The 21,352-nt window shown below is 65.3% G+C and carries 21 protein-coding genes and 2 pseudogenes; 17 read left to right on the forward strand and 6 right to left on the reverse strand.

Annotated features, from left to right (window positions below; all coding sequences use genetic code 11):
• Positions 1 to 111: 111 nt before the first annotated feature.
• The 15 genes and pseudogenes from EP379_RS00270 to EP379_RS00330 all read left to right on the forward strand — a co-directional run bounded on the left by EP379_RS00270 (position 112) and on the right by EP379_RS00330 (position 14,554).
• On the forward strand, positions 112 to 2,772 hold the full coding sequence (locus EP379_RS00270) for a calcium-translocating P-type ATPase, PMCA-type (RefSeq protein ID WP_127474591.1): 2,661 nt from the start codon (positions 112 to 114) through the stop codon (positions 2,770 to 2,772).
• A 17-nt stretch (positions 2,773 to 2,789) separates the two neighbouring features.
• A complete protein-coding gene (locus EP379_RS16895; protein ID WP_127474593.1) occupies positions 2,790 to 3,020 on the forward strand; it encodes a hypothetical protein in 231 nt (76 codons plus the stop codon).
• A pseudogene (locus EP379_RS16900) lies at positions 3,017 to 3,211 on the forward strand (DUF2283 domain-containing protein); the annotation flags it as partial. The gene EP379_RS16895 and the pseudogene EP379_RS16900, both read left to right, overlap by 4 nt.
• A 312-nt stretch (positions 3,212 to 3,523) precedes the next feature.
• A complete protein-coding gene (locus EP379_RS16780; protein ID WP_269471029.1) occupies positions 3,524 to 3,655 on the forward strand; it encodes a hypothetical protein in 132 nt (43 codons plus the stop codon).
• Between the two features lie 112 nt (positions 3,656 to 3,767).
• Positions 3,768 to 4,193, forward strand: coding sequence for a rhodanese-like domain-containing protein (locus EP379_RS00285; RefSeq protein WP_127474595.1), 426 nt, complete (start codon positions 3,768 to 3,770; stop codon positions 4,191 to 4,193).
• A 170-nt stretch (positions 4,194 to 4,363) separates the two neighbouring features.
• A complete protein-coding gene (locus EP379_RS00290) occupies positions 4,364 to 4,639 on the forward strand; it encodes a type II toxin-antitoxin system Phd/YefM family antitoxin (RefSeq protein ID WP_127474597.1) in 276 nt (91 codons plus the stop codon).
• Positions 4,639 to 4,974: a type II toxin-antitoxin system RelE/ParE family toxin gene (locus EP379_RS00295; RefSeq protein WP_127474599.1), complete on the forward strand. Its 336-nt coding sequence runs from the start codon at positions 4,639 to 4,641 to the stop codon at positions 4,972 to 4,974. The genes EP379_RS00290 and EP379_RS00295 overlap by 1 nt, the downstream gene beginning before the upstream one ends.
• A 1,053-nt stretch (positions 4,975 to 6,027) precedes the next feature.
• Complete coding sequence (gene katG, locus EP379_RS00300) at positions 6,028 to 8,208, forward strand: catalase/peroxidase HPI (RefSeq protein WP_338055873.1); 2,181 nt, start codon at positions 6,028 to 6,030, stop codon at positions 8,206 to 8,208.
• 221 nt (positions 8,209 to 8,429) lie between these two features.
• A complete protein-coding gene (locus EP379_RS00305) occupies positions 8,430 to 8,942 on the forward strand; it encodes a YbjN domain-containing protein (RefSeq protein ID WP_127474603.1) in 513 nt (170 codons plus the stop codon).
• 106 nt (positions 8,943 to 9,048) lie between these two features.
• Positions 9,049 to 10,053, forward strand: a complete 1,005-nt coding sequence (locus EP379_RS00310) for a DUF2333 family protein (RefSeq protein WP_127474605.1) — start codon at positions 9,049 to 9,051, stop codon at positions 10,051 to 10,053.
• A gap of 193 nt (positions 10,054 to 10,246) precedes the next feature.
• Positions 10,247 to 11,233: a GDP-D-glucose phosphorylase 1 family protein gene (locus tag EP379_RS16285; RefSeq protein ID WP_172600322.1), complete on the forward strand. Its 987-nt coding sequence runs from the start codon at positions 10,247 to 10,249 to the stop codon at positions 11,231 to 11,233.
• A gap of 145 nt (positions 11,234 to 11,378) precedes the next feature.
• Complete coding sequence (locus tag EP379_RS16290; RefSeq protein ID WP_172600323.1) at positions 11,379 to 11,948, forward strand: DUF2796 domain-containing protein; 570 nt, start codon at positions 11,379 to 11,381, stop codon at positions 11,946 to 11,948.
• A 2-nt stretch (positions 11,949 to 11,950) separates the two neighbouring features.
• Positions 11,951 to 12,652, forward strand: coding sequence for an ABC transporter ATP-binding protein (locus tag EP379_RS00320; RefSeq protein WP_127474607.1), 702 nt, complete (start codon positions 11,951 to 11,953; stop codon positions 12,650 to 12,652).
• Positions 12,652 to 13,907: pseudogene (locus EP379_RS00325) on the forward strand (ABC transporter permease). The gene EP379_RS00320 and the pseudogene EP379_RS00325 overlap by 1 nt, the downstream one beginning before the upstream one ends.
• Positions 13,908 to 13,972: 65 nt before the next feature.
• Positions 13,973 to 14,554 (forward strand): DUF3299 domain-containing protein, encoded by a 582-nt coding sequence (locus EP379_RS00330; protein ID WP_172600324.1) that lies wholly within the window; start codon positions 13,973 to 13,975, stop codon positions 14,552 to 14,554.
• Between the two features lie 92 nt (positions 14,555 to 14,646).
• Here the strand turns inward: EP379_RS00330 and EP379_RS00335 are convergent, their stop codons facing one another.
• The 6 genes from EP379_RS00335 to gpmI form a co-directional block, all read right to left on the reverse strand.
• Positions 14,647 to 14,964, reverse strand: coding sequence for a c-type cytochrome (locus tag EP379_RS00335; RefSeq protein ID WP_127474611.1), 318 nt, complete (start codon positions 14,962 to 14,964; stop codon positions 14,647 to 14,649).
• A 31-nt stretch (positions 14,965 to 14,995) separates the two neighbouring features.
• Positions 14,996 to 15,547, reverse strand: a complete 552-nt coding sequence (locus EP379_RS00340; RefSeq protein WP_127474613.1) for a DJ-1 family glyoxalase III — start codon at positions 15,545 to 15,547, stop codon at positions 14,996 to 14,998.
• A complete protein-coding gene (locus EP379_RS00345) occupies positions 15,502 to 16,287 on the reverse strand; it encodes a divergent polysaccharide deacetylase family protein (RefSeq protein ID WP_127474615.1) in 786 nt (261 codons plus the stop codon). The genes EP379_RS00340 and EP379_RS00345 overlap by 46 nt, the downstream gene beginning before the upstream one ends.
• A 4-nt stretch (positions 16,288 to 16,291) precedes the next feature.
• Entirely contained in the window at positions 16,292 to 17,611 is a 1,320-nt protein-coding gene (locus EP379_RS00350; RefSeq protein ID WP_127474617.1) for a S41 family peptidase, read from the reverse strand.
• A 90-nt stretch (positions 17,612 to 17,701) separates the two neighbouring features.
• Positions 17,702 to 18,871, reverse strand: a complete 1,170-nt coding sequence (locus EP379_RS00355) for a murein hydrolase activator EnvC family protein (RefSeq protein WP_127474619.1) — start codon at positions 18,869 to 18,871, stop codon at positions 17,702 to 17,704.
• Positions 18,868 to 20,439: a 2,3-bisphosphoglycerate-independent phosphoglycerate mutase gene (gpmI, locus tag EP379_RS00360; protein ID WP_127474621.1), complete on the reverse strand. Its 1,572-nt coding sequence runs from the start codon at positions 20,437 to 20,439 to the stop codon at positions 18,868 to 18,870. The genes EP379_RS00355 and gpmI overlap by 4 nt, the downstream gene beginning before the upstream one ends.
• A gap of 269 nt (positions 20,440 to 20,708) precedes the next feature.
• Here gpmI and EP379_RS00365 point away from each other — a divergent pair, with 269 nt between their 5' ends.
• Positions 20,709 to 21,032: an ArsR/SmtB family transcription factor gene (locus tag EP379_RS00365; RefSeq protein WP_127474623.1), complete on the forward strand. Its 324-nt coding sequence runs from the start codon at positions 20,709 to 20,711 to the stop codon at positions 21,030 to 21,032.
• 68 nt (positions 21,033 to 21,100) lie between these two features.
• Positions 21,101 to 21,322, forward strand: coding sequence for a YgaP family membrane protein (locus EP379_RS00370; RefSeq protein ID WP_127474625.1), 222 nt, complete (start codon positions 21,101 to 21,103; stop codon positions 21,320 to 21,322).
• The last annotated feature ends 30 nt before the right edge of the window (positions 21,323 to 21,352 follow it).

The raw sequence follows: 21,352 nt of genomic DNA on the forward strand, positions 1-21,352 counted from the left end.
TCCTACATGGTGGTCGTCGTGTAGGAGCCGAGTCCCCCCGGCAAACAGTTGTTTACTGGTGCGCACCGCGCACCACACCGCATGATTTCTCACAACCAGAACGACAGCCCCATGACCGATACACGCGGCGACGACACCGCAGTCTGGCACGCGCTGAGCAGCGCGCAGGCCCTCGCGCAACTGGGCAGTGATGCCGCGCGCGGCCTGAGTGCGGATGAGGCGGCGGCACGTTTGGCGCAGTACGGTCCCAACCGCTTGGCGGAACAGCCAAGGCCGGGGCCGCTGGCCCTGTTCCTCGCGCAATTCAAAAACCTGCTCGCGGCGGTGCTGTTCGGTGCCGCTGTGCTGGCGGCGACGGTGGGCGACGTGGTCGATGCGGTGGTGATCCTCATCGTGCTGCTGCTCAACGGCCTGCTCGGCTTCTATCAGGAATACCGCGCCGAACAGACGCTGGACGCGCTGCGTCGGATGTTGTCGCGCCGGGCGGTGGTGCGCCGCGCTGGGCAGACCACAGAGATCGACGCCGAACACCTGGTGCCCGGCGATGTGGTGCTGCTGGAGGCCGGCGATCAGGTGCCGGCGGACGGCCGCGTGCTGCGGGCGCACAGCGCCGAGGTGGGCGAGGCGGCACTGACCGGCGAATCGCTGCCGGTGGGTAAGTCCGCGGCGGCACTGGCGCAAGCAGAGGTGCCGCTGGCCGAGCGCAGCAACATGGCCTACATGAACACGGTGGTGACGCGTGGCCGCATCGAACTGCTGGTGACCGCCACCGGAATGCAGACCGAGATGGGCCGCCTCACCGGCCTGCTGGAAACGGCGCAGGAGCATCCGACGCCGTTGCAGATGCAGCTCGACCAGGTGGGCAAGAAGCTGGCGCTCATCGCCGGTGTGGTGGTGACGCTGATCTTCATCCTCGGCCTGCTGCGCGATCAGCCGTTGGTGGAAAGCATCCTCACCGCCATCGCGCTGGCAGTGGCGGCGATCCCGGAAGGATTGCCGGCGGTGGTGACGGTCACGCTGGCGGTGGGCATGCACCGCATGGCGAAGAAGCGCGCCATCGTCAAACGCCTTGCCGCGGTGGAGACGCTGGGCTGCACCACGGTGATCTGCTCCGACAAGACCGGCACGCTCACGCTCAACCAGATGCGCGCCCGCGCGCTGTATTTCCGCGGTCGCCGCATCACGCTGAACGAACAGGACCCCAGCCACGGCCTCGATGCGTTGCTGGTGCCGGCGGTGCTGTGCAACGACGCGCGGCTGGAACACGGCCGCGTCATCGGCGACCCCACCGAGGGCGCGCTGATCCGTCTCGCCAGCGAACAGGGCATCGATATCGATGGGCTGGCGCGGCGCTTTCCGCGCGTGGCGGAAATACCGTTCGATTCCGCGCACAAGTTCATGGCTACCTTCCACCTGGAAGGCGATCAGGTGAGCATCTGGATCAAGGGCGCGCCGGACGTGCTACTGGAGCTGTGCAGCAGTGTGCTGGGCGATGACGGTACCTATGCGATCAATTCCGAGCGGCGCGCGGCGCTGGCGCAGGAAAACGAGGCCCTGGCCGATGCCGCGATGCGCGTCCTCGCGGTGGCCGCGGGCCGCGTGCCGGCGGCACGCTTCGATGCCGGCGGCGATCTCAGGGAATACATCCGCGACCTCACCTTCATCGGCCTCATCGGCATCATCGATCCGCCGCGCCCGGAGGCGCGCGAGGCGATCGCGCTGTGCGCCTCCGCCGGTATCGAGGTGAAGATGATCACCGGCGACCACCGCATCACCGCCCGCGCCGTGGCGCGCGAACTGGGGCTGCACGGCGAGGTGATCACCGGCGCCGAGCTGGACCGGCTGGAGGGCGCGGCGCTGAACGAAGCGATATGCCGCGCCGCGGTGTTCGCCCGCGTGGCGCCGGAACACAAGGTGCGGATCGTGCGCGTGCTGAAGGGCGAGGGCCATGTGGTGGCGATGACCGGCGACGGCGTCAACGACGCGCCGGCGATCAAGAACGCCGACATCGGCGTGGCCATGGGCCAGAGCGGCACCGAGGTCACCAGGGAGGCCGCCGACATGGTGCTCACCGACGACAACTTCGCCACCCTGGTCGGCGCGGTGCAGGAAGGGCGCACCATCTACGACAACATCGTCAAGTTCGTGCGCTTCCAGCTCTCCACCAACATCGGCGCCATCCTCACCGTGTTCAGCGCGCCGCTGGCCGGCCTGCCGGTGCCGTTCACGCCGATCCAGATCCTGTTCATCAACATCATCATGGACGGCCCGCCGGCGATGACCCTCGGCCTGGAACCGGCGCGTCCCGGCCTGATGCAGGAAACGCCGCGCCCGCGCGACGAACGCATCCTGAGCGCCGGCCGCATCGGCCGCCTACTGGTCTACGGCCTCACCATGACCGTCGGCACCCTCGGCGTGTTGTACTGGGCGTTGCAACACCACGCGCTGCCCTACGCCCTCACCCTGGGCTTTACCACCTTCGTGTTCTTCCAGTTGTTCAACGTATTCAATGCCCGCGCCGAATACGGCAGCGCCTTCAACGGCAACTTCTTCCGTAACGGCAAACTGTGGCTGGCCCTGCTCGGCGTGGCCCTGATGCAGGTGCTGGTGGTGCACTGGGCGCCGCTGCAGCGCGTGTTCCATACCACCGACCTGACAGCGCCGCACTGGCTGCTCGCCATCGCCGTCGCCTCCTCCATCCTGCTGCTCGACGAGGCGCGCAAGCTGCTGCAACGGCTGCTGTTCCCTGCGCCGAAATCGAACCATGCGTAGGGGCCGCAGCGGCCGCCATGGCAAGTCCCGGGGCGGCCACCAGGCAGCGTCAGGATCGCGCCGTCATTCGGGATGCGTGGATACAGCACGTTATCCAGCATCCGGAAATGGAAGAGACACAGGATGATGGGCGAATCCGCCGTTGGGCAAGGATAGCTGCGATGGATAATCGCTATCTGAGAGTCATTCTGCCGCCGGATGGCGAAACCGTGCACAATGCATTCTTCGACAGAGGAGTCAGGCCATGAAAGTACAGTACTTTGCAGATACAGATACGCTGTACATCGAATTCAAGGCCGGTGATATCGCCGAGTCAAAAGACCTCGACGAAAATACCGTCATGGATGTTGATACTCAGGGAAACATTTGCGCCATCACCTTTGAACATGCCAGCCGCCAGACGGATGTGCGGCATCTGACGGTTGAAGGTATAGCGGCATGGCACTGTTCATCTCCGTTGCAGGCCCGCGGCATCTCTTCGGTGCGCAGTGCGCACCCTGCATCGTGGGAGCGGCTCTGCCGCGATAAGCCCCCCACTCGTAGGAGCGAATCGTATTCGCTGATTTTGGCGACATCACGAATCCATCGCGAATACGATTCGCTCCCACCAGGCGGTAGCCGGCCTTGTGCCTGATTGGCATCGGCTATCGGGTCAATCCAATCAAACCATTGGCCGGCACGACACCGCCCTGCTGCAATTACCTCTAACGAACCCGGCCCACCGCGGGCCGGCAAGACCCGGAGGTGCAGCATGAACACCGACATCCGCCGCTGCTGGAAGGCCGCCGTGACCCACGCCCTCGCCCTGTTTGGCATCGGCCTCGCTGGCGTCTCGGTGGGCGGCGACTACGACGACTACGAGGACTGGCTGGGCATCGGCTGATCCCGGCGGTGTTGTGGGGTTACCAGCAGGACTTCTGAAAAAGTGGTTTGGCGTGGCACGGCAAGCCCGGTAAAATCGCGCGCTTTTGCCGCACCGCATTCAGGAGATTCCCATGTACGACACTTTCAAACCCGAGCAGCCCGTCGGCCTGATGGACTTCGTCCGCGCCGCCAAGTCCTGCATAAAGGAGATCACCCCGCAGGAACTGAAGAACAAAATCGACGCCAACGAAGACATGCTGCTCATCGACGTGCGCGAGCACTCCGAGAACGAGCAGGGCCACATCAAGGGTGCCGTCGTCGTGCCGCGCGGCATCCTCGAAGCCGCCGCCGATCCCGCCTACCCCAAGCACTTCCCGGAACTGTGCAACGCCCGCGAACGCCAGGTCGTCGTCTATTGCGCCACCGGCGGCCGCTCCGCCATGGCCGCCGCCGTGCTGCAGATGATGGGCTTCAAGAACGTCCTCAGCCTCGACGGCGGCTTCACCCGCTGGGAAACCGACGGCATGCCGCTGGTGCGCGAGGCGCGCTTCGTTTAATTCCCCGCGCAAGCCCCCTCTCCCCCAGGGAGACGACTACAGGGATGTAGTCGGTTAGAAACGCAGGGAGCACGTTTCTCAGGGCCAGGGTGGGGTGAACCAAGGCGCTCGTTGTGCAAGGACCGTAAAAGGACTATATTCAGTCCGTTGCATGTACAGAGGAATTTGCGATGCGCTACTCCGCCCAAGTCAAACCCATCAGTTATCTCAAGGCAAATGCCGCCGAGGTCTTGACCCAATTGGCCGAGAGGCGGGAGCCGCTGGTGATCACCCAGAACGGGGAAGCCAAGGCCGTCATCCAGGATGTGGCCTCCTACGAAGAAACACAGGAAACATTGGCACTGCTGAAAATCCTCGCGCTGGGTAACGCCGAGATCGAAGCGGGCAAGGTGAGGCCCGCGGGAGAGGTTGTCGCAAGGTTACGGGCCAAACAGGCCGCCAGGTAATGCCAGGTCAAAAATACGAGGTACTGCTCACCCTGGGTGCCGAGCAGGACCTGGAGTCGATCTACGACTACGTCGCCGCATTCGACAGCAAAGCAAACGCCGACTACGTCCTCGATCGTTTGCTGGAGATCGTCGAAAACCTGGGCACCTTCCCCGAGCGTGGCACCTATCCCAAGGAACTGGTTGCCCTCGGCATCAGGGACTATCGGCAGACCACCTTCAAGCCCTATCGAGTGATCTACCGCGTCATCAGCCAGAAGGTCTACATCTACGTCATCGCCGATGGCCGGCGCGACATGCAATCCCTCCTGGCGCGCCGCCTGCTCGGAGTTTGATTGGGAAACGGGGAGTGAGGGATCAACAATTTCCGCTCCACCCCAAAACAAAAGGGCCCATCAGGGCCCTTCTGTTTTCCACAAGACAAATCTCAATCCATAAGCAGAACAACCACAACCCGTCCCGCCCCTGATCAGCCGTTCCCCACCAGAGTCTTGATCTCCCCCGCGTTTTGATCCCTAATCGAACCTCGCCATGCCGCCAGCGCCCGCATTAGCCGGCCCGGCATGTTTGCGTAACACCCCGATGCCTGACAACAAAATCACGGGGCAGCAATGGACCAAATGCTAGAGGGAACTGACCGATGACTCTCCTTTGCCCCACCTCACACGTTTGGAGTAGAGGTTCGTCCTTCGGAGGAGTTTTTACTCTGACCCCGAACTAGGAGTTTTTACTCTGACCCCGAACTACTTCGGAGGAGTTTTTACTCTGACCCCGAACTACCGCTGACCCCGAACTACCGTGACCCCGAACTACCGAACTACCCCCCGTCAGCCGCGCCGAGCATCGCAGCCCGAATCGGATCAAGCCCGCAGGGGGCAGGCCAGGGATGGCCTGCCCTCGCCTTCGCGTCAGGAAGACGCGTAGGCGAGCGCCGATTCGGGTGAGACGCGCAGGGGACCGCGATAGCGGCGCGGCAGTCGGGCGGCCTTTTCTTTGATTACTTTCTTTTCGGCCGAGCAAAAGAAAGTAATCCGGCGTAGGGGGACGGAATCCCCCGTCAAAAATCAGCGCGCGCAGCGCACATTCAAACTCCCCTCATCCTGTCCTTGAGAAACGTGCTCACTGCGTTTCTAACCGACTACGTCCCTGTAGTCGTCTCCCTGGGAGAGAAGGGACCACGACCGCGAGTACGGCGGTATACCAGGCCCCCCCTCCCGGCCTCCCCCATGTCCATGGGGGAGGGGCAACAGCCCCGGCGCACATTGAATGGCCGTACCGATTGCCAAAAGCTATCAACCTCTTCGAAACAACCCATTAGATAAACGGGCACGGGAGGGCTATTCCTACAGCACACGACCACGACACGTCTTGACCCCACAGGAGGCAGCATCATGTCGGAAGGAAAATGCCCGTTTCATCACACCGCCGGCGGTGGCATGTCGAACCGCGACTGGTGGCCGAATCAACTGAATCTCGACATCCTGCGCCAGCATTCCGCCAAGTCCAATCCGATGGGCGAGGACTTCGATTACGCCGCCGAGTTCAAGACGCTGGACCTGGCGGCGGTGAAGCAGGATCTGCGCGCGCTGATGACGCAGTCGCAGGACTGGTGGCCGGCGGATTTCGGCCACTATGGCCCGCTGTTCGTGCGCATGGCCTGGCACAGCGCCGGCACCTATCGCACCGGTGACGGCCGCGGCGGCGCCGGCACCGGCAACCAGCGCTTCGCCCCGGTCAACAGCTGGCCCGACAACGTCAACCTCGACAAGGCGCGCCGGCTGATCTGGCCTATCAAGCAGAAATACGGCCGCAAGATTTCCTGGGCGGACCTCATCATTCTCGCCGGCAATGTCGCGCTGGAATCCATGGGCTTCAAGACCTTCGGTTTCGGCGGCGGCCGCGTCGATATCTGGGAGCCGGAAAAGGACATCTACTGGGGCCGGGAAGACAAATGGCTGGAGGACAAGCGTTACTCCGGCGCGCACGAGAACCTGGAGAACCCCCTGGCCGCCGTGCAGATGGGTCTCATCTACGTCAACCCGGAAGGTCCCAACGGCAACCCGGACCCCATCGCCGCGGCGAAGGATATCCGCGAGACCTTTGCGCGCATGGCGATGAACGACGAGGAGACCGTGGCGCTCATCGCCGGCGGCCACACCTTCGGCAAGACGCACGGCGCCGGTCCGGCGAGCCACGTCGGTCCCGAACCCGAGGCGGCCGACATCACCGAGCAGGGCCTGGGCTGGAAGAGCAGCTTCGGCAGCGGCAAGGGCGGCGACACCATCTCCAGCGGCCTGGAGGTCACCTGGACCACCACGCCGACCCAGTGGAGCAACAATTTCTTCTCGAATCTGTTCGGCTACGAGTGGGAGCTGTCCAAGAGCCCGGCCGGCGCACATCAGTGGGTGGCCAAGGGCGCGGGGGCGACCATACCCGATGCCCATGACCCGGCCAAGCGTCATGTGCCCACCATGCTGACCACCGACCTGTCGCTGCGCTTCGACCCGGCCTACGAGAAGATCTCGCGCCGCTTCATGGAGCACCCGGACGCGTTCGCCGATGCCTTTGCCCGCGCCTGGTTCAAGCTGACCCACCGCGACATGGGGCCGAAGGCGCGCTATCTCGGTCCCGAGGTGCCCGCCGAGGACCTCATCTGGCAGGACCCGATCCCGGCGGTCGATCACCCGCTCATCGATGAACAGGACATCGCCGCCCTCAAGGCCAAGGTGCTGGCCTCCGGGCTGTCGGTGAGCGAGCTGGTGTCCACCGCCTGGGCCTCGGCCTCCACCTTCCGCGGCTCCGACCTGCGCGGCGGCGCCAACGGCGCGCGTATCCGCCTGGCGCCGCAGAAGGACTGGCCGGTGAACCAGCCGGAGCAGCTGGCCCGGGTGCTGAAGACCCTGGAGGGCATCCAGGCCGAGTTCAACCAGTCGGCCGCGGGCGGCAAGAAGGTGTCGCTGGCCGATCTCATCGTGCTGGCCGGTGGCGCCGCCGTCGAGCAGGCGGCGAAGGCGGCCGGCCATGCCATCAGCGTGCCGTTCGCGCCGGGGCGCATGGATGCCGCGCAGGAGCAGACCGATGTCGAGGCCTTTGCGGTGCTGGAGCCCATCGCCGATGGCTTCCGCAACTACCAGAAGGCGCGCTACAGCGTGAAGGCCGAGGAGCTGCTGGTGGACAAGGCGCAGCTGCTGACCCTGACCCCGCCGGAGATGACGGTGCTGGTGGGCGGATTGCGCGTGCTGGGCGCCAATGTCGGAAAGACGAGGCACGGCGTGTTCACCGCGCGGCCGGAGACCTTGAGCAACGACTTCTTCGTCAACCTGCTCGACATGGCCACGGTGTGGAGTGCGACATCCAAGGACGAGGAGGAGTTCGAGGGCCGCGATCGCCAGAGCGGCAAGGTGAAGTGGACGGCCACCCGCGTCGATCTCATCTTCGGCTCCAACTCCGAGCTGCGCGCCCTGGCGGAGGTCTATGCCGCGGCCGATGCGCAGGAGAAGTTCGTCCGGGACTTCGTGGCGGCCTGGAGCAAGGTGATGAACCTGGACCGCTTCGACCTCGCCGGCTGACGGCAATAACACGGGGGCGGCGTTTCCGCGCGATGGAAACGCCGCCCTTGTCGTTTCCCGGCGCCAGCGGTGCGCCATCCCACCGGGCGGGCTGAATCCCGCCCGGCAAGACAGCACACGACATACCTGCGACCGACAGTAAATTTTGCGCGGCGGATGGATGTCTCCTCGTGGCGGGCGTGGCAACATAGGGCCTGAATGGATCGAGCCGGAGGAAAAAAATGGCCAACAAGCAGGTAGTAAACGGGATACTGGGCAGCTTCGGAGCCGGTGTGTTGGCACTGTTGCTGACATTTGCACAGGCGGTACAGGCCGCGCCGGCGGAAAAGGTGATCTCCACCAGGACGGCCACGCCGAAAGCCGAAGTCATCACCAGCCTGACCAAGGCGCAACTGCACGACCTGATGAAAGCCGAGGGGTATGCGGTGAGTTTTGATGAAGACGGCGATCTGCTGTGGAAGATCGACGGTCTGCGCACCTTCCTGTTTGCCGTGGGCGAAGGGGATTCCCTGCAGTTCCATGTGGCCTTCTCCGACGGCAATGCCACGCTGGAGAAGGTGAATGCCTGGAACCGGGACATGCGCTATTCGCGCAATTACCTCGATGAATCCGGCGACCCGCATCTGGAGCTGGACCTCGACCTCGCCGGCGGCGTGACCCAGGCCCGCGTGCTCGATTTCATCAAGACCTGCCAGATCTCCCTGCAGCAGTGGATCGATGCGGTGGTACGCTGAACAGCATTCAGCGCCCCGGAGAGGGTGATGGCAGAAACCCGCTAGAGTCTGTGTCTGCCACGCCGGCCTCATCCTGAACACCAGTCTATCGACGACAGAGGAAGCCATGTCTGTATTGCGCACAAAGATTGAGTCGTGGATCCCCGAGGGTGTCGCGGCGGTGGCGGGTCTGCTGGTTCTGCTGCTGCTGTTGGCGCTCATGGTCACCACCTTCGTGGTCAGCAACGAGCCGAAGGCCTTTGCCGTGCAGGCGGCGCGGCGCGGTGACCAGGCCGTCGTCGGCAGTGCCACGGTCGACACGGCGATCACCCTGGGCGAGACGTTACTGGACAAGACTGGCGGCTATATCTCCAACGACGTGTTGCCGCCCTTCGTGTTTCTCGACGACATGCCCAACTGGGAATTCGGCGCCCTGGTGGCGCTGCGCGATGTGTCGGCGGTGATGCGCAATCACTATGCCCGCTCGCAGTCGCAGTCGGTGGAGGACGAGGACCTCGCCCGCGCCGAGCCGCAGTTCAATTTCCAGAACGATTCCTGGATCCTGCCGGCCACCGAATCGGAATATCGCGACGGCCTGGCCTATCTGCACAACTTCCGTCGCCGGCTACTCGATGACAATGACGCCGATGCGCAGTTCTTCGCCCGCGCCGACAATCTGGCCGCCTGGCTGCAGGTGGTGGAGAAGCGCCTCGGCAGTCTGTCGCAGCGTCTCTCCGCCAGCGTCGGCCAGGTGCGCAGCAACACCAACCTGGCCAACGACCCGGCGGCGCAGCAGAGCACGCCGACGCCGAGCGTGGTGTACGAGAGCACGCCATGGCTGGAAGTGGACGACGTGTTCTACGAGGCACGCGGTCATGTCTGGGCGCTGCTGCACCTGTTCCGCGCCGTGGAGATCGATTTCCGCAACAGTCTGGAGCGCAAGAATGCCGTCGCCTCCCTGCACCAGATCATCCGCGAGCTGGAAGAGGCGCAGCGGCCGGTGTCCAGCCCGCTGGTGCTGAACGGCAACGGCTTCGGCTGGGTGGCCAATTATTCGCTGACCATGGCCAATTACATTTCCCGCGCCAATGCAGCGGTCATCGACCTGCGTGCCCTGCTGGAGCGGGGTTAGGGAAGCTCTGAATAAGTTCAGAGCTTCCGCGGCACAGGGATGTGCCGCCATTTTTCAACGACGATAAGTCGTTGAAAAATGAAGCCAAGCGAAAATCACACTTTTCGCTTGGCGTGGTCTGAAAAGTCCAGGATGGACTTATTCAGACCTTCCTTAGTCCGGGAGCCTGCCTGATCCGGTATGATGGCCCGCCATGAATGCGGCGCCCTTTCATTCCACCGCGCAGTTGCGCGAGGCCTTCATCGGCGGGCTGCGGCCATTGCTGGCGCAGCAGTCGCTGGGCGCCTTCATCCTCGTCGCCGCCAACGCCACCTTTGACGCGCCGGTATTGACGGCCCTCGGGCCGGCGCTGCGCGCGCAGTACGCAGTGTTGCGGGAACGTTTTCGCGCCGCCCTGGCGGCGGGACTGCCGCTGAACGAGGTGGAAGAGGATCTGCTGGTGTTCCTCAAGATCGCCGCCATCGGCTTCGATGCCCTGCAGCCGACCGAACAGCGCCGCGAGGGACCCTGGGCACTGCAGTTCAATCATCTGCGTTCCTTCCGTCCCAAGCGCATCAGCCAGCAGCCGCCGCAGGGGATCAGCGCGCCGTTCGAGGAGCGCGCGTTCCATTTCAACAAGCCGTTCATGCAGAAAGATGTGTTCTGGCGCGGCGAACTGGGCGGGCGCAGCGTCGACCTGTACTACAACAAATATCCCTTCGCCGAGCTGCATACCCTGCTGGTGCCGGAGCGCGAACAGTGTCTGCCGCAGTATCTGCAACGCGCGTATCACGACTATGCCTGGGACGTGCTGGCGCAGCTCGGCACCACGCTGCCCGGCGCCGGCATCGGCTACAACAGCTACGGCGCCTTTGCCTCGGTCAACCATCTGCACTTTCAGCTCTATGTCGGCAGTGCGCCGCTGCCGGTGGAGGATGCGCGCTGGCGGCACAATGGCGGTGCGGAAATCTATCCGGCGCCGTGCATGGCATACGCTGACCGGGAGGCGGCGTGGCAGGCGATTGCCGATCTGCACCGCGGCGCCACGCCCTACAGCCTGCTCTATCGTCCCGGCCGGCCTGGCTGTGCCCGCGCCGACCGCAGGGGCAACTGGCACCGCCGCCGTGGAGTTCCGGCTTCACCTGGTCGGAGATGGCCGGGGCCATCGTCACCTTCAATCGCGAGGCCTATGCGGGGCTGACGGCGGAGTCGATTGCGGCGTGTCTGGCCGAGGCGGGGACATAAGGGAACCCGAGCGGGGCCGGCATGTTCATAGCCGATGTTTGTTCTTTTGTAGGAGCGGCTCATCGCGGCAGGGCCGCTCCTGCGGTCAGGGGAAATTTACGATGTGGCGTATCCATACTTTCATCTTCGTATCGCTGCTTGGTCTTGCCATGGCGCAGGCGCAGCCGCTGTCCCTCGGCCCGCACGAGCATGGCGTCGGCCAGTTCAATATCGTGCTGGACGGCAATGAGCTGCTGCTGGAGCTGCTCGCGCCGGCCGGTGATATCGCCGGCTTCGAACACATGCCGGTGACGGTGAAGGAGCGCATGACGGTGTGGCGCGTGGCGGCGCAGCTGGCCAAGGCCGAGCGCCAGTTTGCCTTGCCGGAAGCGGCCGGTTGCGCGCTGGTCAAGGCGGAGGTGGACGGCGAGCAGATGGAGGCCATCGGTCACAAGCACGAGGATGGCCACGACCACGGTCATGCCGCGCCGGCGCAGGGTATGCACGCCCATGCCGAATACCATGCCGTCTATCGCTACACCTGCGCCAGGCCGCAGGCGCTGGGACAGATCGATGTGAAGCTGTTCGGGCAGTACAAGGCGCTCGGCAAGTTGCGCTGGCAGGCGGTGCTGTCCGACGGTGCGCGGGCAGGTGAAGTGACCGGCAACGCGCCGCGCGTGGTGTTGCGCTAGTCATGTCCGACGCGGCGATTGCGCTGGCCGATGTGCGGTTCCGCTGGCGCCCGCAGGGGCCGCGGGTGCTGGACATCCCCGCGCTGGCGGTGGCGCGCGGCGAGCGACTGTTTCTGCGCGGGCCGTCCGGTTCCGGCAAGAGTACGCTGCTGGGGCTGCTCGGCGGCGTTATGGTGCCGCAGCAGGGCGAGGTGGCGGTGCTGGGGCGGCCGTTGCATGCGATGGGCGGCGCGGCGCGCGATCGCTTCCGCGCCGATCACATCGGCTACATCTTCCAGATGTTCAATCTGGTTCCCTATCTGTCGGTGGTGGACAATGTGTTGCTGCCGTGCCGATTCTCCAGGCTGCACGCGCAGCGCGTGGCGGCGCGTGGTGATGCGCACGCGCAGGCGCGTCGCCTGCTGGCGCATCTCGGCCTCGACGGCGATCTGTTGTCGCGTGCGGTGACGGAGTTGAGCGTCGGCCAGCAGCAGCGCGTGGCGGCGGCGCGGGCGCTGCTCGGCGCGCCGGAGCTGATCATCGCCGACGAGCCGACCTCGGCGCTGGATGCCGATCACCGCGCCGCCTTCGTCGAACTGTTGCTCGACGAATGCGCGGCTCTTGGCAGCACACTGGTGTTCGTCAGCCACGACCGTGCGCTGGAGCCGTTGTTTCACCGTGCGCTGTGCCTGGAGGAGATCAACCGCGCGGGAGGGCGGTCATGATGGCGATCCTCGGCCTTGCCCTGCGCAGCCTGCTCAATCGTCGCGCCACGGCGTTGCTTACGCTGTTTGCCATCGCCCTCAGCACGGCCCTGCTGCTCGGCGTCGAGCGTCTGCGCGTGGAAGCGCGGCACAGCTTCGCCTACACCATTTCGGGCACCGATCTGGTGGTGGGGGCGCGCAGCAGCCCGGTGCAGTTGCTGCTCTACGCGGTGTTCCACATCGGCAATCCCACCAACACCCTGCGCTGGGACAGCTACCGCGATATCGCGCGCCACCCCGCCGTGGCGTGGAGCGTGCCGCTGGCGCTGGGCGACAGTCACCGCGGCTTTCGCGTGCTCGGCACCACGCCGGAATATTTCACGCATTACCGTTACGGCCGCGGCCGCGCGCTGGAGTTTGCCGCCGGTGTGCCCTTCGCCGATGTGTTCGATGCCGTGCTCGGCGCGGACGTGGCGCAGCAGCTGGGCTATGCGCTCGGCCAGCCGCTCGTGATCAGTCACGGCGCCGGCGCGGTGAGTTTCGTGCAGCACGATGCGCTGCCGTTCCGCGTGGTGGGCATCCTGCGCAAGACCGGCACGCCGGTGGATCGCACGGTGCACGTCGGTCTCGCCGGCATCGAGGCGGTACACCTCGGCTGGGAGGGCGGCGCCGCGCCGCGCAACGCACCGTCCGCCGAGGCGGTGCGCGCGATGGCGCTGACGCCGAAGACGATCAGTGCCGTGCTGGTGGGGCTGCACTCGCGTCTGGCACTGTTCCGGGTGCAGCGCGAGATCAGTGAGTACGCACGCGAACCGCTCACGGCGGCGATCCCCGGCGTGGCGTTGCAGGAATTGTGGGACATGATGGCGGTGGCGGAACGTGCCCTGCTGGCGGTGTCCGCCTGTGTGGTGGGCGTCGGTCTGCTGGGCATGCTCACCGCCATCCTTTCCGGTCTCAACGAACGGCGGCGCGAGATCGCGATCCTGCGCGCCGTGGGAGCGCGGCCGTGGCAGGTGTCGGCGCTGCTGATGGGCGAGGCGTTGCTGCTGGCGCTGCTCGGCGCCGGCGCCGGCGTGGTGCTGTTGTATGCGGCGCTGTGGCTGGGGCGGCCGGTCATTGAAGGCCAGTGGGGTCTGTCTCTGGCCATCGGGGGTTGGCGCTGCGCGAGTGGGCGCTGCTGGCCATCATCGTGGCGGCGGGAGGGCTGGTGGGTGCCCTGCCCGCGTGGCGTGCCTATCGCCATTCCCTGGCCGACGGGTTGACGGTGCGTTTGTGAGGACTGGCGCGAGGGGCGCAATGCAAGTCCGGATGTTGCATGGATTCGGACCAGGAACGGGAATGATGAAACGAGTACTTGGTTGTGTCGTGCTGTTGATGGGCCTTGTGGCCTGCAGTGAACGCGAGGAGGCCACGGTAGCGCCTGTCCCTGCCCCGCCGGCGGCGGCGACGCCCGCGCCGGCGGTCGATCTCGGCCAGGCGCTCAAGCTGGAGTGGTATGAACTGGTGCCGCAGGACTGGCAGCCCGATGCGGCCTTTGCCGGTCTCGGGCTGGAGGAGATGGAGGACGATGACCCGCGTGTGCAGGAAATGATGGCGCGGGTGCGTCAGGAGTGGGACAAGGCGCCGGTGATCGAGGCGCTGGATGGCCTGCTGGTGAAGCTGCCCGGTTTCGTGGTGCCGCTGGAGGGCGACGGCAGGAAGGTGGAGTCGTTCATCCTGGTGCCCTACTACGGCGCCTGCGTGCATGTGCCGCCGCCGCCGGCCAATCAGACGGTGTATGTCACCAGCACCGCGGGCGGTGAGGTGCGCGGGCTGTTCGATACGGTGTGGGTGACGGGCAAGCTGCGGGCGGTGGCGCAAAGCACGCCGATGGCCCAGGCGGGCTACACCATCGAGGCGCTCAAGGTGGAGCCGTTCGAATGACTCCACGCAGGATGGGCAAAGCATCGCGCGTCCATCACGGGCATTCGCCGGACGGCATTGATGGGCACGCTGCCGCTTTGCCCATCCTACATTTAGTGCGTCAGCATCCAGCGGATGATGGTGCGGATGTTGTCCGGTTCGGCCGGACTCGGCGGCATCATGGTCTGGCCCCAGTTCAGCGGCTCGCCCGGCTGGCTGCCGGCCTTCACCTTGGCGGTCAGCTTCTCCACCGCAGCGGGATCGCTGCGGTAACGTTCCGCGATCTGTTTGAAATCCGGCCCCACCAGTTTGCCTTCCGGCTTGTGACAGCCCAGGCAGCCGTTTTGCATGGCCAGTGCCTGATCGGCGAATGCCGGGGTGGCGAGCAGCAGGGCGGGGGCGAGGCCGGCGACACACAGCATTTTTCTCATCGTTGTTCTCCTCTCTGGGCTCAAACAGGGATCAGCCGCGCACCAGTCCGGCCTCCACTTCGTCGCGCCTGGCGCGACCGGCGAGGACCTCGATGAGGTGCAGGGCGAAGTCCATGGCGGTGCCGGGGCCGCGCGAGGTGATCACCTTGCCGTCCTGCACCACCGCATCGGTGAGATAGGTGACGCCGGGCAGGTGCATCTTGTCGACGAAGCCCGGGTAGGAGGTGGCGCGCTTGCCGGCGAGCAGGCCGATGCGGCCGAACACCTTGGGCGCGGCACAGATGGCGGCGGTGTACTTGCCGGCGGCGGCCATCTGCTTCAGTACCGCCTCGATGCGCGGGTCGTGATCGAGCCGATCGGAGCCGGGACCGCCGCCGGGCAGTACCACCATGTCGTAGTCATGCTGGAGGGCTTCGTCCAGCGTGGTGTCGGCCAGCAGCACCACGCCGCGTGAAGCCTTGATCGGGCCGGCCTCGAGGCCGGCGCTGACCACGTCGATACCGGCGCGGCGCAGCAGGTCGATGATGGTGACGGCTTCTAGTTCTTCGCAGCCGGGGGCGAGGGGGACAAGGACGCGCGCCATAGTTGAGGACTCCTCTCCTGTCGGGTGGCAATCAGTTGCGATACCGGGACCAGGCGCACGCCGTACATGTCCAGTTGCGGCAGCATTTCGGCCAGTACCTGCAGGGTCCCGGGATAGGGATGGCCGATGGCCAGCGCGGTGCCATGCTGGTGGGCCACGGCCAGCAGGCGGGCGAACTGGCGGCGGATGCTGTCAGGGTCGGTGGCGGAGTCGAGGAAGACATCGCGCCGCGTGCTCGGCAGGCCGTGCTCCAGGGCCACGTGCGCGGCCACCGTGCGCACGGTGGTCACGCTGTCCACAAAGAATAGCCCGCCCTGGGCGCGCATCTCGCTCATCAGCCAGTCCATGTGGCCGGGGTGGCGGGTGAGCAGGCTGCCCATGTGGTTGTTGATGCCGCGCGCGTAGGGCACGGCGGCGAGGTTCGCCCGCACCGTGTCGCGGAAGGCCTGTTCGGTCATGTCCAGGGTGACGCCGCCGGGGCCGAGGCGGTTGCCCGCCTCCGCCTGCATCGGCAGGTGCAGCATCACCTCACGGCCGCGCTGGTGGGCGAGGCGGGCGAAGTGGGCCGCATAGGGGGTGTGCGGCAGGATGGAATAGGTGAGCGCGCCGGGGAGTTCCAGGGCGCGGCGGCCGTAGTCGTAGCGGTCGCCGATGTCGTCGATGATGATGCTGATTAGCGGCTGGGCCTGTGCCGTCAGTGCGGCACAGGCCAGCAGCAGCGCGGTGAGCGCGCGACGCATGGGTTTACTGGCCGCGTGCTTGCAGGATGTGCAGGCCCTTGAGCAGGTTGAGCGCCTCGTGCAGGGCGTAATCCTTGCTCACGATTTCGGCGGCCTTGCCGTCCTTCTTGGCGTCCTTGCCGTCCTTGGTCTTCTTGCCGTTGCCATTGGCCAGGTGGCCGGACAGATCGGCCTCCTTCAGGCGGCCGTCCTCGCCGTCCTCGGTCTCCACCAGCTTGACCGCCTTGAGGGCGATGTCCGGCTCGATGCCGTCGGCCTGGATGGAGCGGCCGCCCGGCGTGTAGTAGCGCGCGGTGGTGAGCTTGATGGCGCTGTTGTTGCTCATCGGGAAGATGGTCTGCACCGAGCCCTTGCCGAAGGTGCGAGCGCCCATGATGATGGCGCGCTTGTGGTCCTGCAGGGCGCCGGCGACGATCTCCGAGGCGGAGGCGGAACCGCCGTTGACCAGCACCACCATGGGGGCGCCGTTGAGGGCGTCGCCGGGGGTGGCGGTGTAGCGCAGTTCGGCATCCTTGGCGCGTCCCTCGGTGTAGACGATCATGCCCTTGTCGAGGAAGGCGTCGGAGACCGACACGGCGGCGCCGAGCACGCCGCCGGGGTTGTTGCGCAGGTCGAGCACCAGGCCCTTCAGCTGGCCGTGTTCCTTCTTCATGTCGGAGATGGCCTTCAGCACCTGTTCGCCGGTCTGGTTCTGGAAGCTGGTGATGCGCAGGTAGCCGTAGCCCGGTTCCAGCGACTGGAACTTGACGCTCTTCACGCGGATGATGTCGCGGGTAATGGTGAGCTTGAGCGGTTTCTGTTCGCCCTCGCGCATGATGGTGAGGGTGATCTGGGTGCCGGGTTTGCCGCGCATCATCTTCACCGCGTCGTTCAGGCTCATGCCCTTCACCGGCGTCTCGTCGAGACGGATGATGAGGTCGCCGGCCTTGACGCCCGCCGCCTGCGCCGGGGTGTCGTCGATGGGCGACACCACCTTCACGAAGCCGTCCTCCATGCCGACCTCGATGCCGAGACCGCCGAATTCACCGCTGGTACCCACCTGCAGCTCCTTGAATTCCTCCTGATCGAGATAGGCGGAGTGCGGGTCGAGACCGGAGAGCATGCCGCGGATGGCGCTCTCCAGCAGGGCCTTGTCGTCGGCCTCCTCCACGTAGTCGGCCTTGATCTTGCCGAACACCTCGGAGAAGTTGCGCAGCTCATCCAGCGGCAGGGGCGTCGCCTGGTTGTTGGTCCGATCGGCCAGCACGCTGCCGCCGAGCGTGAGCGACACGCCCAGTATCAGGCCGGTGGAAAGGACCAGTAGGGAACGGGTGGCTTGTTTCATTGCATGACTCCGGGTTGCCCCTGTGTTGCTCGCACCGTGTCTGGCGCGCGGGTTGCCGACGATATTACCTCAGAATGCCGCCCCCATGTGCTAGCGGCGGCACCAGCGGGTCGGATCCTGTGGCTTGCCGTCGTGACGGATCTCGAAATACAGACCGCTGCGCTCGTTGCCGCCGCTGGAACCGATGCTGGCGATGGTCTCGCCGGCGCTGACCCAGTCGCCGACATCCTTGTGCAGGCTCTGATTGTTGCCGTACAGGCTCATGAAGCCGTCGCCGTGATCGAGGATCAGCAGGTAGCCGTAGCCGCGCAGCCAGTCGGCGAAGGCGACGCGGCCGTGGGATACGGCGCGAACCGGCAGCCCTTCCTTTGCGCTCAGCACCACCCCCTGCCAGCGCAGGCTGCCGAAACGTTCGCTGCCGAAAGATTCGACGATGCGGCCGCGCACCGGCCAGGGCAGCTTGCCGCGCAGCTGGGCGAAGGGCTTGTGGTTGCCCGGTTCGGCGGGAATGTCCTCCAGCGCCTGGGCCAGGGCCAGGATCAGCTGTTCCAGTTCCTTTTCGTCCGCCAGCAAGCCCTTGAGACGGCGGTCCTTGCTGTTCAGTTCCTGTTCCAGCTCGGCCAGCAGCCCGCTGCGTGCCGCCTGGTTCTTTTCCAGCTCCACCTTGCGCAGGCGCTGCTGTTCGCGCAGTTGGCCGAGACGCTGGCTCTCGGCCTCGATCTCGCGGCGCACCCCTTCCAGCTGCTGCACGGTTTCCAAGAGGGCGGTGATACGCTCGGAGCGGGCGCGGTTGAGGTAGTCGTAGTAGGTCAGGGCGCGGTTGAGGGTGGCCGGGTCTTCCTGATTGAGGAGGATCTTGAGGTATTCCTGCCGCCCCATGGCGTAGGCGGCGCGGATCTGCTGTTCCAGGTAGCGGCGCTGCTGGGCGATGGAGCCTTCGAGATCGGCGCGGTGCTTTTGCAGGGCGCTGAGGCGGCGCGCTTGTGCCGCCAGGCGATCATCCAGGTTACGCAGCTCCTGGCTGATGCGGGCCACCGCCTCTTCCACACCGCGCAACTCCTCGCGCAGGGCATCGTAACGGGTACGCACCTTGTTGAGCTCGCCGCGCAGGGAGGCGATGCGCTCGCGCAACTGCAGGAGTTCCGCCTCCTTGGTCTGGCGGGTGGCGGCGCGTGCGGCGGGGTCGCTGTCGCGCTGGATGGTGCCGGACGCCAGGGTCAGCGCCGGCACCAGCAGCAGGAGCAGGGCCCGGGCCCTCACGGCTGAGCTTCTTCCTCAGCAGGGTCGGCGGCGAGGTTGTGGCCGGTCATCTCGCTCGGGATATCCAGCTCCATCAGGCTCAGCATGGTGGGCGCGATATCCGACAGAATGCCAGGGGTGAGATTGAGTCGGCGCGGGCCGAAGTACACCAGCGGCACCGGATTGGAGGTGTGGGCAGTGTGCGGCTGGCCGGTGTCTTCGCCCACCATCTGCTCGGCATTGCCGTGGTCGGCGGTGATCAGCATCTCGCCGCCGGCCTTTTCTACCGCCGCCACCAGGCGACCGAGGCAGGTGTCGAGGGCCTCGATGGCCTGCACGGTAGCCGCGAAGTTGCCGGTGTGGCCCACCATGTCCGGGTTGGCGTAGTTGCAGATGATGACGTCGTATTTGCCGCTCTGCACCGCCTCCACCAGGTGGTCGGTGACCAGCGGCGCACTCATCTCCGGCTTCTGGTCGTAGGTGGAGACCTGGGGTGACGGGATCAGGATGCGGTCTTCGAACTCGAACGGCTCCTCGCGTCCGCCGTTGAAGAAGAAGGTCACGTGGGCGTACTTCTCGGTCTCGGCGATGCGCAGCTGGTGCAGGCCGAGGCGGGAGACATATTCGCCGAACACGTTGCGCAGGCGCTCCGGGGGGAAGGCCACCGGGATGTCGAAGTCGGCACTGTATTCGGTGAGGCTGACGAACATGCCCAGCTTGGGTTTGCAGCGGCGCTCGAAGCAATCGAAATTCGGCTCGATGAACGGGCGGGTGATCTGGCGCGCGCGGTCGGAACGGTAGTTCATGGAGATGAGCACGTCGCCGTCCGCGAAGCTCACCGGCTTCTCGCCGGCGGGGACGATCCACGTGCCCTTGACGAATTCGTCGGTCTCGCCGCGTTCGTAAGCCATGTTCAGGGCGGTGATGGCGTCCGGCGCCTGGAACTCGGCGGCGCAGCCGGTGATCAGGTCGTAGGCGGCCTGGATGCGCGGCCAGCGGTGGTCACGGTCCATGGCGTAGAAACGGCCGATGATGGAGACGATGCGGCCACCGCCCAGCTGATCGATCTTTTCCTGCATCAGGCGCAGCGAGCTCTCGGCACTCTTCGGCGGGGTGTCGCGGCCGTCGAGGAAGGCGTGGACGTAAAGTTTTTTTGCCCCGCGCTGTACCGCCAGCTCGACCATGGCATGGATGTGTTCCTCGTGACTGTGCACGCCGCCGGGGGACAGCAGGCCGAGGATGTGCACCGCCTTGTCGTTGTTCACCGCCAGGTCCACTGCATCGGTGAGGGTCTGGTTGGTGAAGAACGAACCGGTCTTGATGGCGCGGCTGACGCGGGTGAACTCCTGGTATACCACGCGGCCGGCGCCCAGATTCAGGTGGCCCACCTCGGAATTACCCATCTGACCGGCCGGCAGGCCGACTTCGGCGCCGGAGGTACGGACAAATGTATGCGGGCACTCACTCCACAGCTTGTCCCATACCGGGGTGCGGGCACTGAGCACGGCGTTGTAATGGGGACTCTCGGAATAGCCCCAGCCGTCGAGCACGATAAGAAGGAGCGGACGGGGTCTGTGGTTCGCGGACATGTTCGGGTGTCGGATCGTCGTGGAATATGGGGTTAGACTAAGTCTAATGTGCAATATGCGGTCTCGCCCTGCCCGCCACAAGCTCCCCCGGAACCCTGTCTGCGGGGCCGCAGGTGCGAGGTAACTGTATCAATGTATTAGAATAAAACTCTTCTCAAATGGGGCTTTATTGTATATTGTTTTGCTGTGCAAAAGCAGCATCAGCGGCGGAGAAAAACAGGAAAATCATGACGCAACACAAGGTGTGCGCGATGCCAGGTGGGGGAGCGATGGCAGCAGCTGAATCGGAAAACAACGGTCTCATCACCCGTGACGAGGATATCGACCGCGCCTCCCGTTCCCTCAAGGCCATGTCCCACCCGCTGCGCTTGAAGATCCTCTGCGTCCTGGGCGACCAGGAGGTCAGCGTGCAAGACATCGTGGATCGGGTCGGCACCTCCCAGAGCAATATCTCCCAGCACCTTGCCATCCTGCGCGACAAGGGTATCCTGTCGGCGCGCAAGGATGCCAACCGGGTCTATTACCGTGTGGAGGACAACCGCACCCTCGCGCTGATCCGCATGATGCGCGATGTGTTCTGCACCATGGGGTGAGTATTGCTTGTGTGGCGCCGCGGCCGTCCCCATTAGAGCGATTTCCCGTATCTTCAGAGGTTATCCAGATGACTGTCGAACGTATCGTACGTATCGTGGCCGGTTTCTTTGTCCTGCTCAGCCTGGGCCTGGGCGTTGAAGCCAGCCCCCTCTTCCACAACGCCAACTGGCTGTGGTTCACCGCCTTCGTCGGCCTGAACCTGTTCCAGAGCGGCTTCACCAAGTTCTGTCCGCTGGACACCATCCTGAAGAAGCTGGGCGTACCCAGCGGCGGCACGGCCTGTTCCTGATCGTCATACCCCTGCCGGCGGCGCCCGCCG

The organism is Sulfurivermis fontis (assembly GCF_004001245.1).
In the GTDB taxonomy this organism is placed as follows: Bacteria; Pseudomonadota; Gammaproteobacteria; order Thiohalomonadales; family Thiohalomonadaceae; genus Sulfurivermis; species Sulfurivermis fontis.

Coding starts and splice junctions, on each gene's coding strand:
- EP379_RS00305 (WP_127474603.1), top strand. CDS start 8,430: ATGGCCAACAAGCAGGTAGTAAACGGGATACTGGGCAGCTTCGGAGCC.
- EP379_RS00310 (WP_127474605.1), top strand. CDS start 9,049: ATGTCTGTATTGCGCACAAAGATTGAGTCGTGGATCCCCGAGGGTGTC.
- EP379_RS00295 (WP_127474599.1), top strand. CDS start 4,639: ATGCCAGGTCAAAAATACGAGGTACTGCTCACCCTGGGTGCCGAGCAG.
- EP379_RS00270 (WP_127474591.1), top strand. CDS start 112: ATGACCGATACACGCGGCGACGACACCGCAGTCTGGCACGCGCTGAGC.
- EP379_RS00335 (WP_127474611.1), bottom strand. CDS start 14,964: ATGAGAAAAATGCTGTGTGTCGCCGGCCTCGCCCCCGCCCTGCTGCTC.
- EP379_RS16780 (WP_269471029.1), top strand. CDS start 3,524: ATGAACACCGACATCCGCCGCTGCTGGAAGGCCGCCGTGACCCACGCC.
- EP379_RS00365 (WP_127474623.1), top strand. CDS start 20,709: ATGGCAGCAGCTGAATCGGAAAACAACGGTCTCATCACCCGTGACGAG.
- EP379_RS00340 (WP_127474613.1), bottom strand. CDS start 15,547: ATGGCGCGCGTCCTTGTCCCCCTCGCCCCCGGCTGCGAAGAACTAGAA.
- gpmI (WP_127474621.1), bottom strand. CDS start 20,439: ATGTCCGCGAACCACAGACCCCGTCCGCTCCTTCTTATCGTGCTCGAC.
- EP379_RS00345 (WP_127474615.1), bottom strand. CDS start 16,287: ATGCGTCGCGCGCTCACCGCGCTGCTGCTGGCCTGTGCCGCACTGACG.
- EP379_RS00330 (WP_172600324.1), top strand. CDS start 13,973: ATGAAACGAGTACTTGGTTGTGTCGTGCTGTTGATGGGCCTTGTGGCC.
- EP379_RS00370 (WP_127474625.1), top strand. CDS start 21,101: ATGACTGTCGAACGTATCGTACGTATCGTGGCCGGTTTCTTTGTCCTG.
- EP379_RS00320 (WP_127474607.1), top strand. CDS start 11,951: ATGTCCGACGCGGCGATTGCGCTGGCCGATGTGCGGTTCCGCTGGCGC.
- EP379_RS00285 (WP_127474595.1), top strand. CDS start 3,768: ATGTACGACACTTTCAAACCCGAGCAGCCCGTCGGCCTGATGGACTTC.
- EP379_RS00350 (WP_127474617.1), bottom strand. CDS start 17,611: ATGAAACAAGCCACCCGTTCCCTACTGGTCCTTTCCACCGGCCTGATA.
- EP379_RS16285 (WP_172600322.1), top strand. CDS start 10,247: ATGAATGCGGCGCCCTTTCATTCCACCGCGCAGTTGCGCGAGGCCTTC.
- EP379_RS16290 (WP_172600323.1), top strand. CDS start 11,379: ATGTGGCGTATCCATACTTTCATCTTCGTATCGCTGCTTGGTCTTGCC.
- EP379_RS00290 (WP_127474597.1), top strand. CDS start 4,364: ATGCGCTACTCCGCCCAAGTCAAACCCATCAGTTATCTCAAGGCAAAT.
- EP379_RS16895 (WP_127474593.1), top strand. CDS start 2,790: ATGGCAAGTCCCGGGGCGGCCACCAGGCAGCGTCAGGATCGCGCCGTC.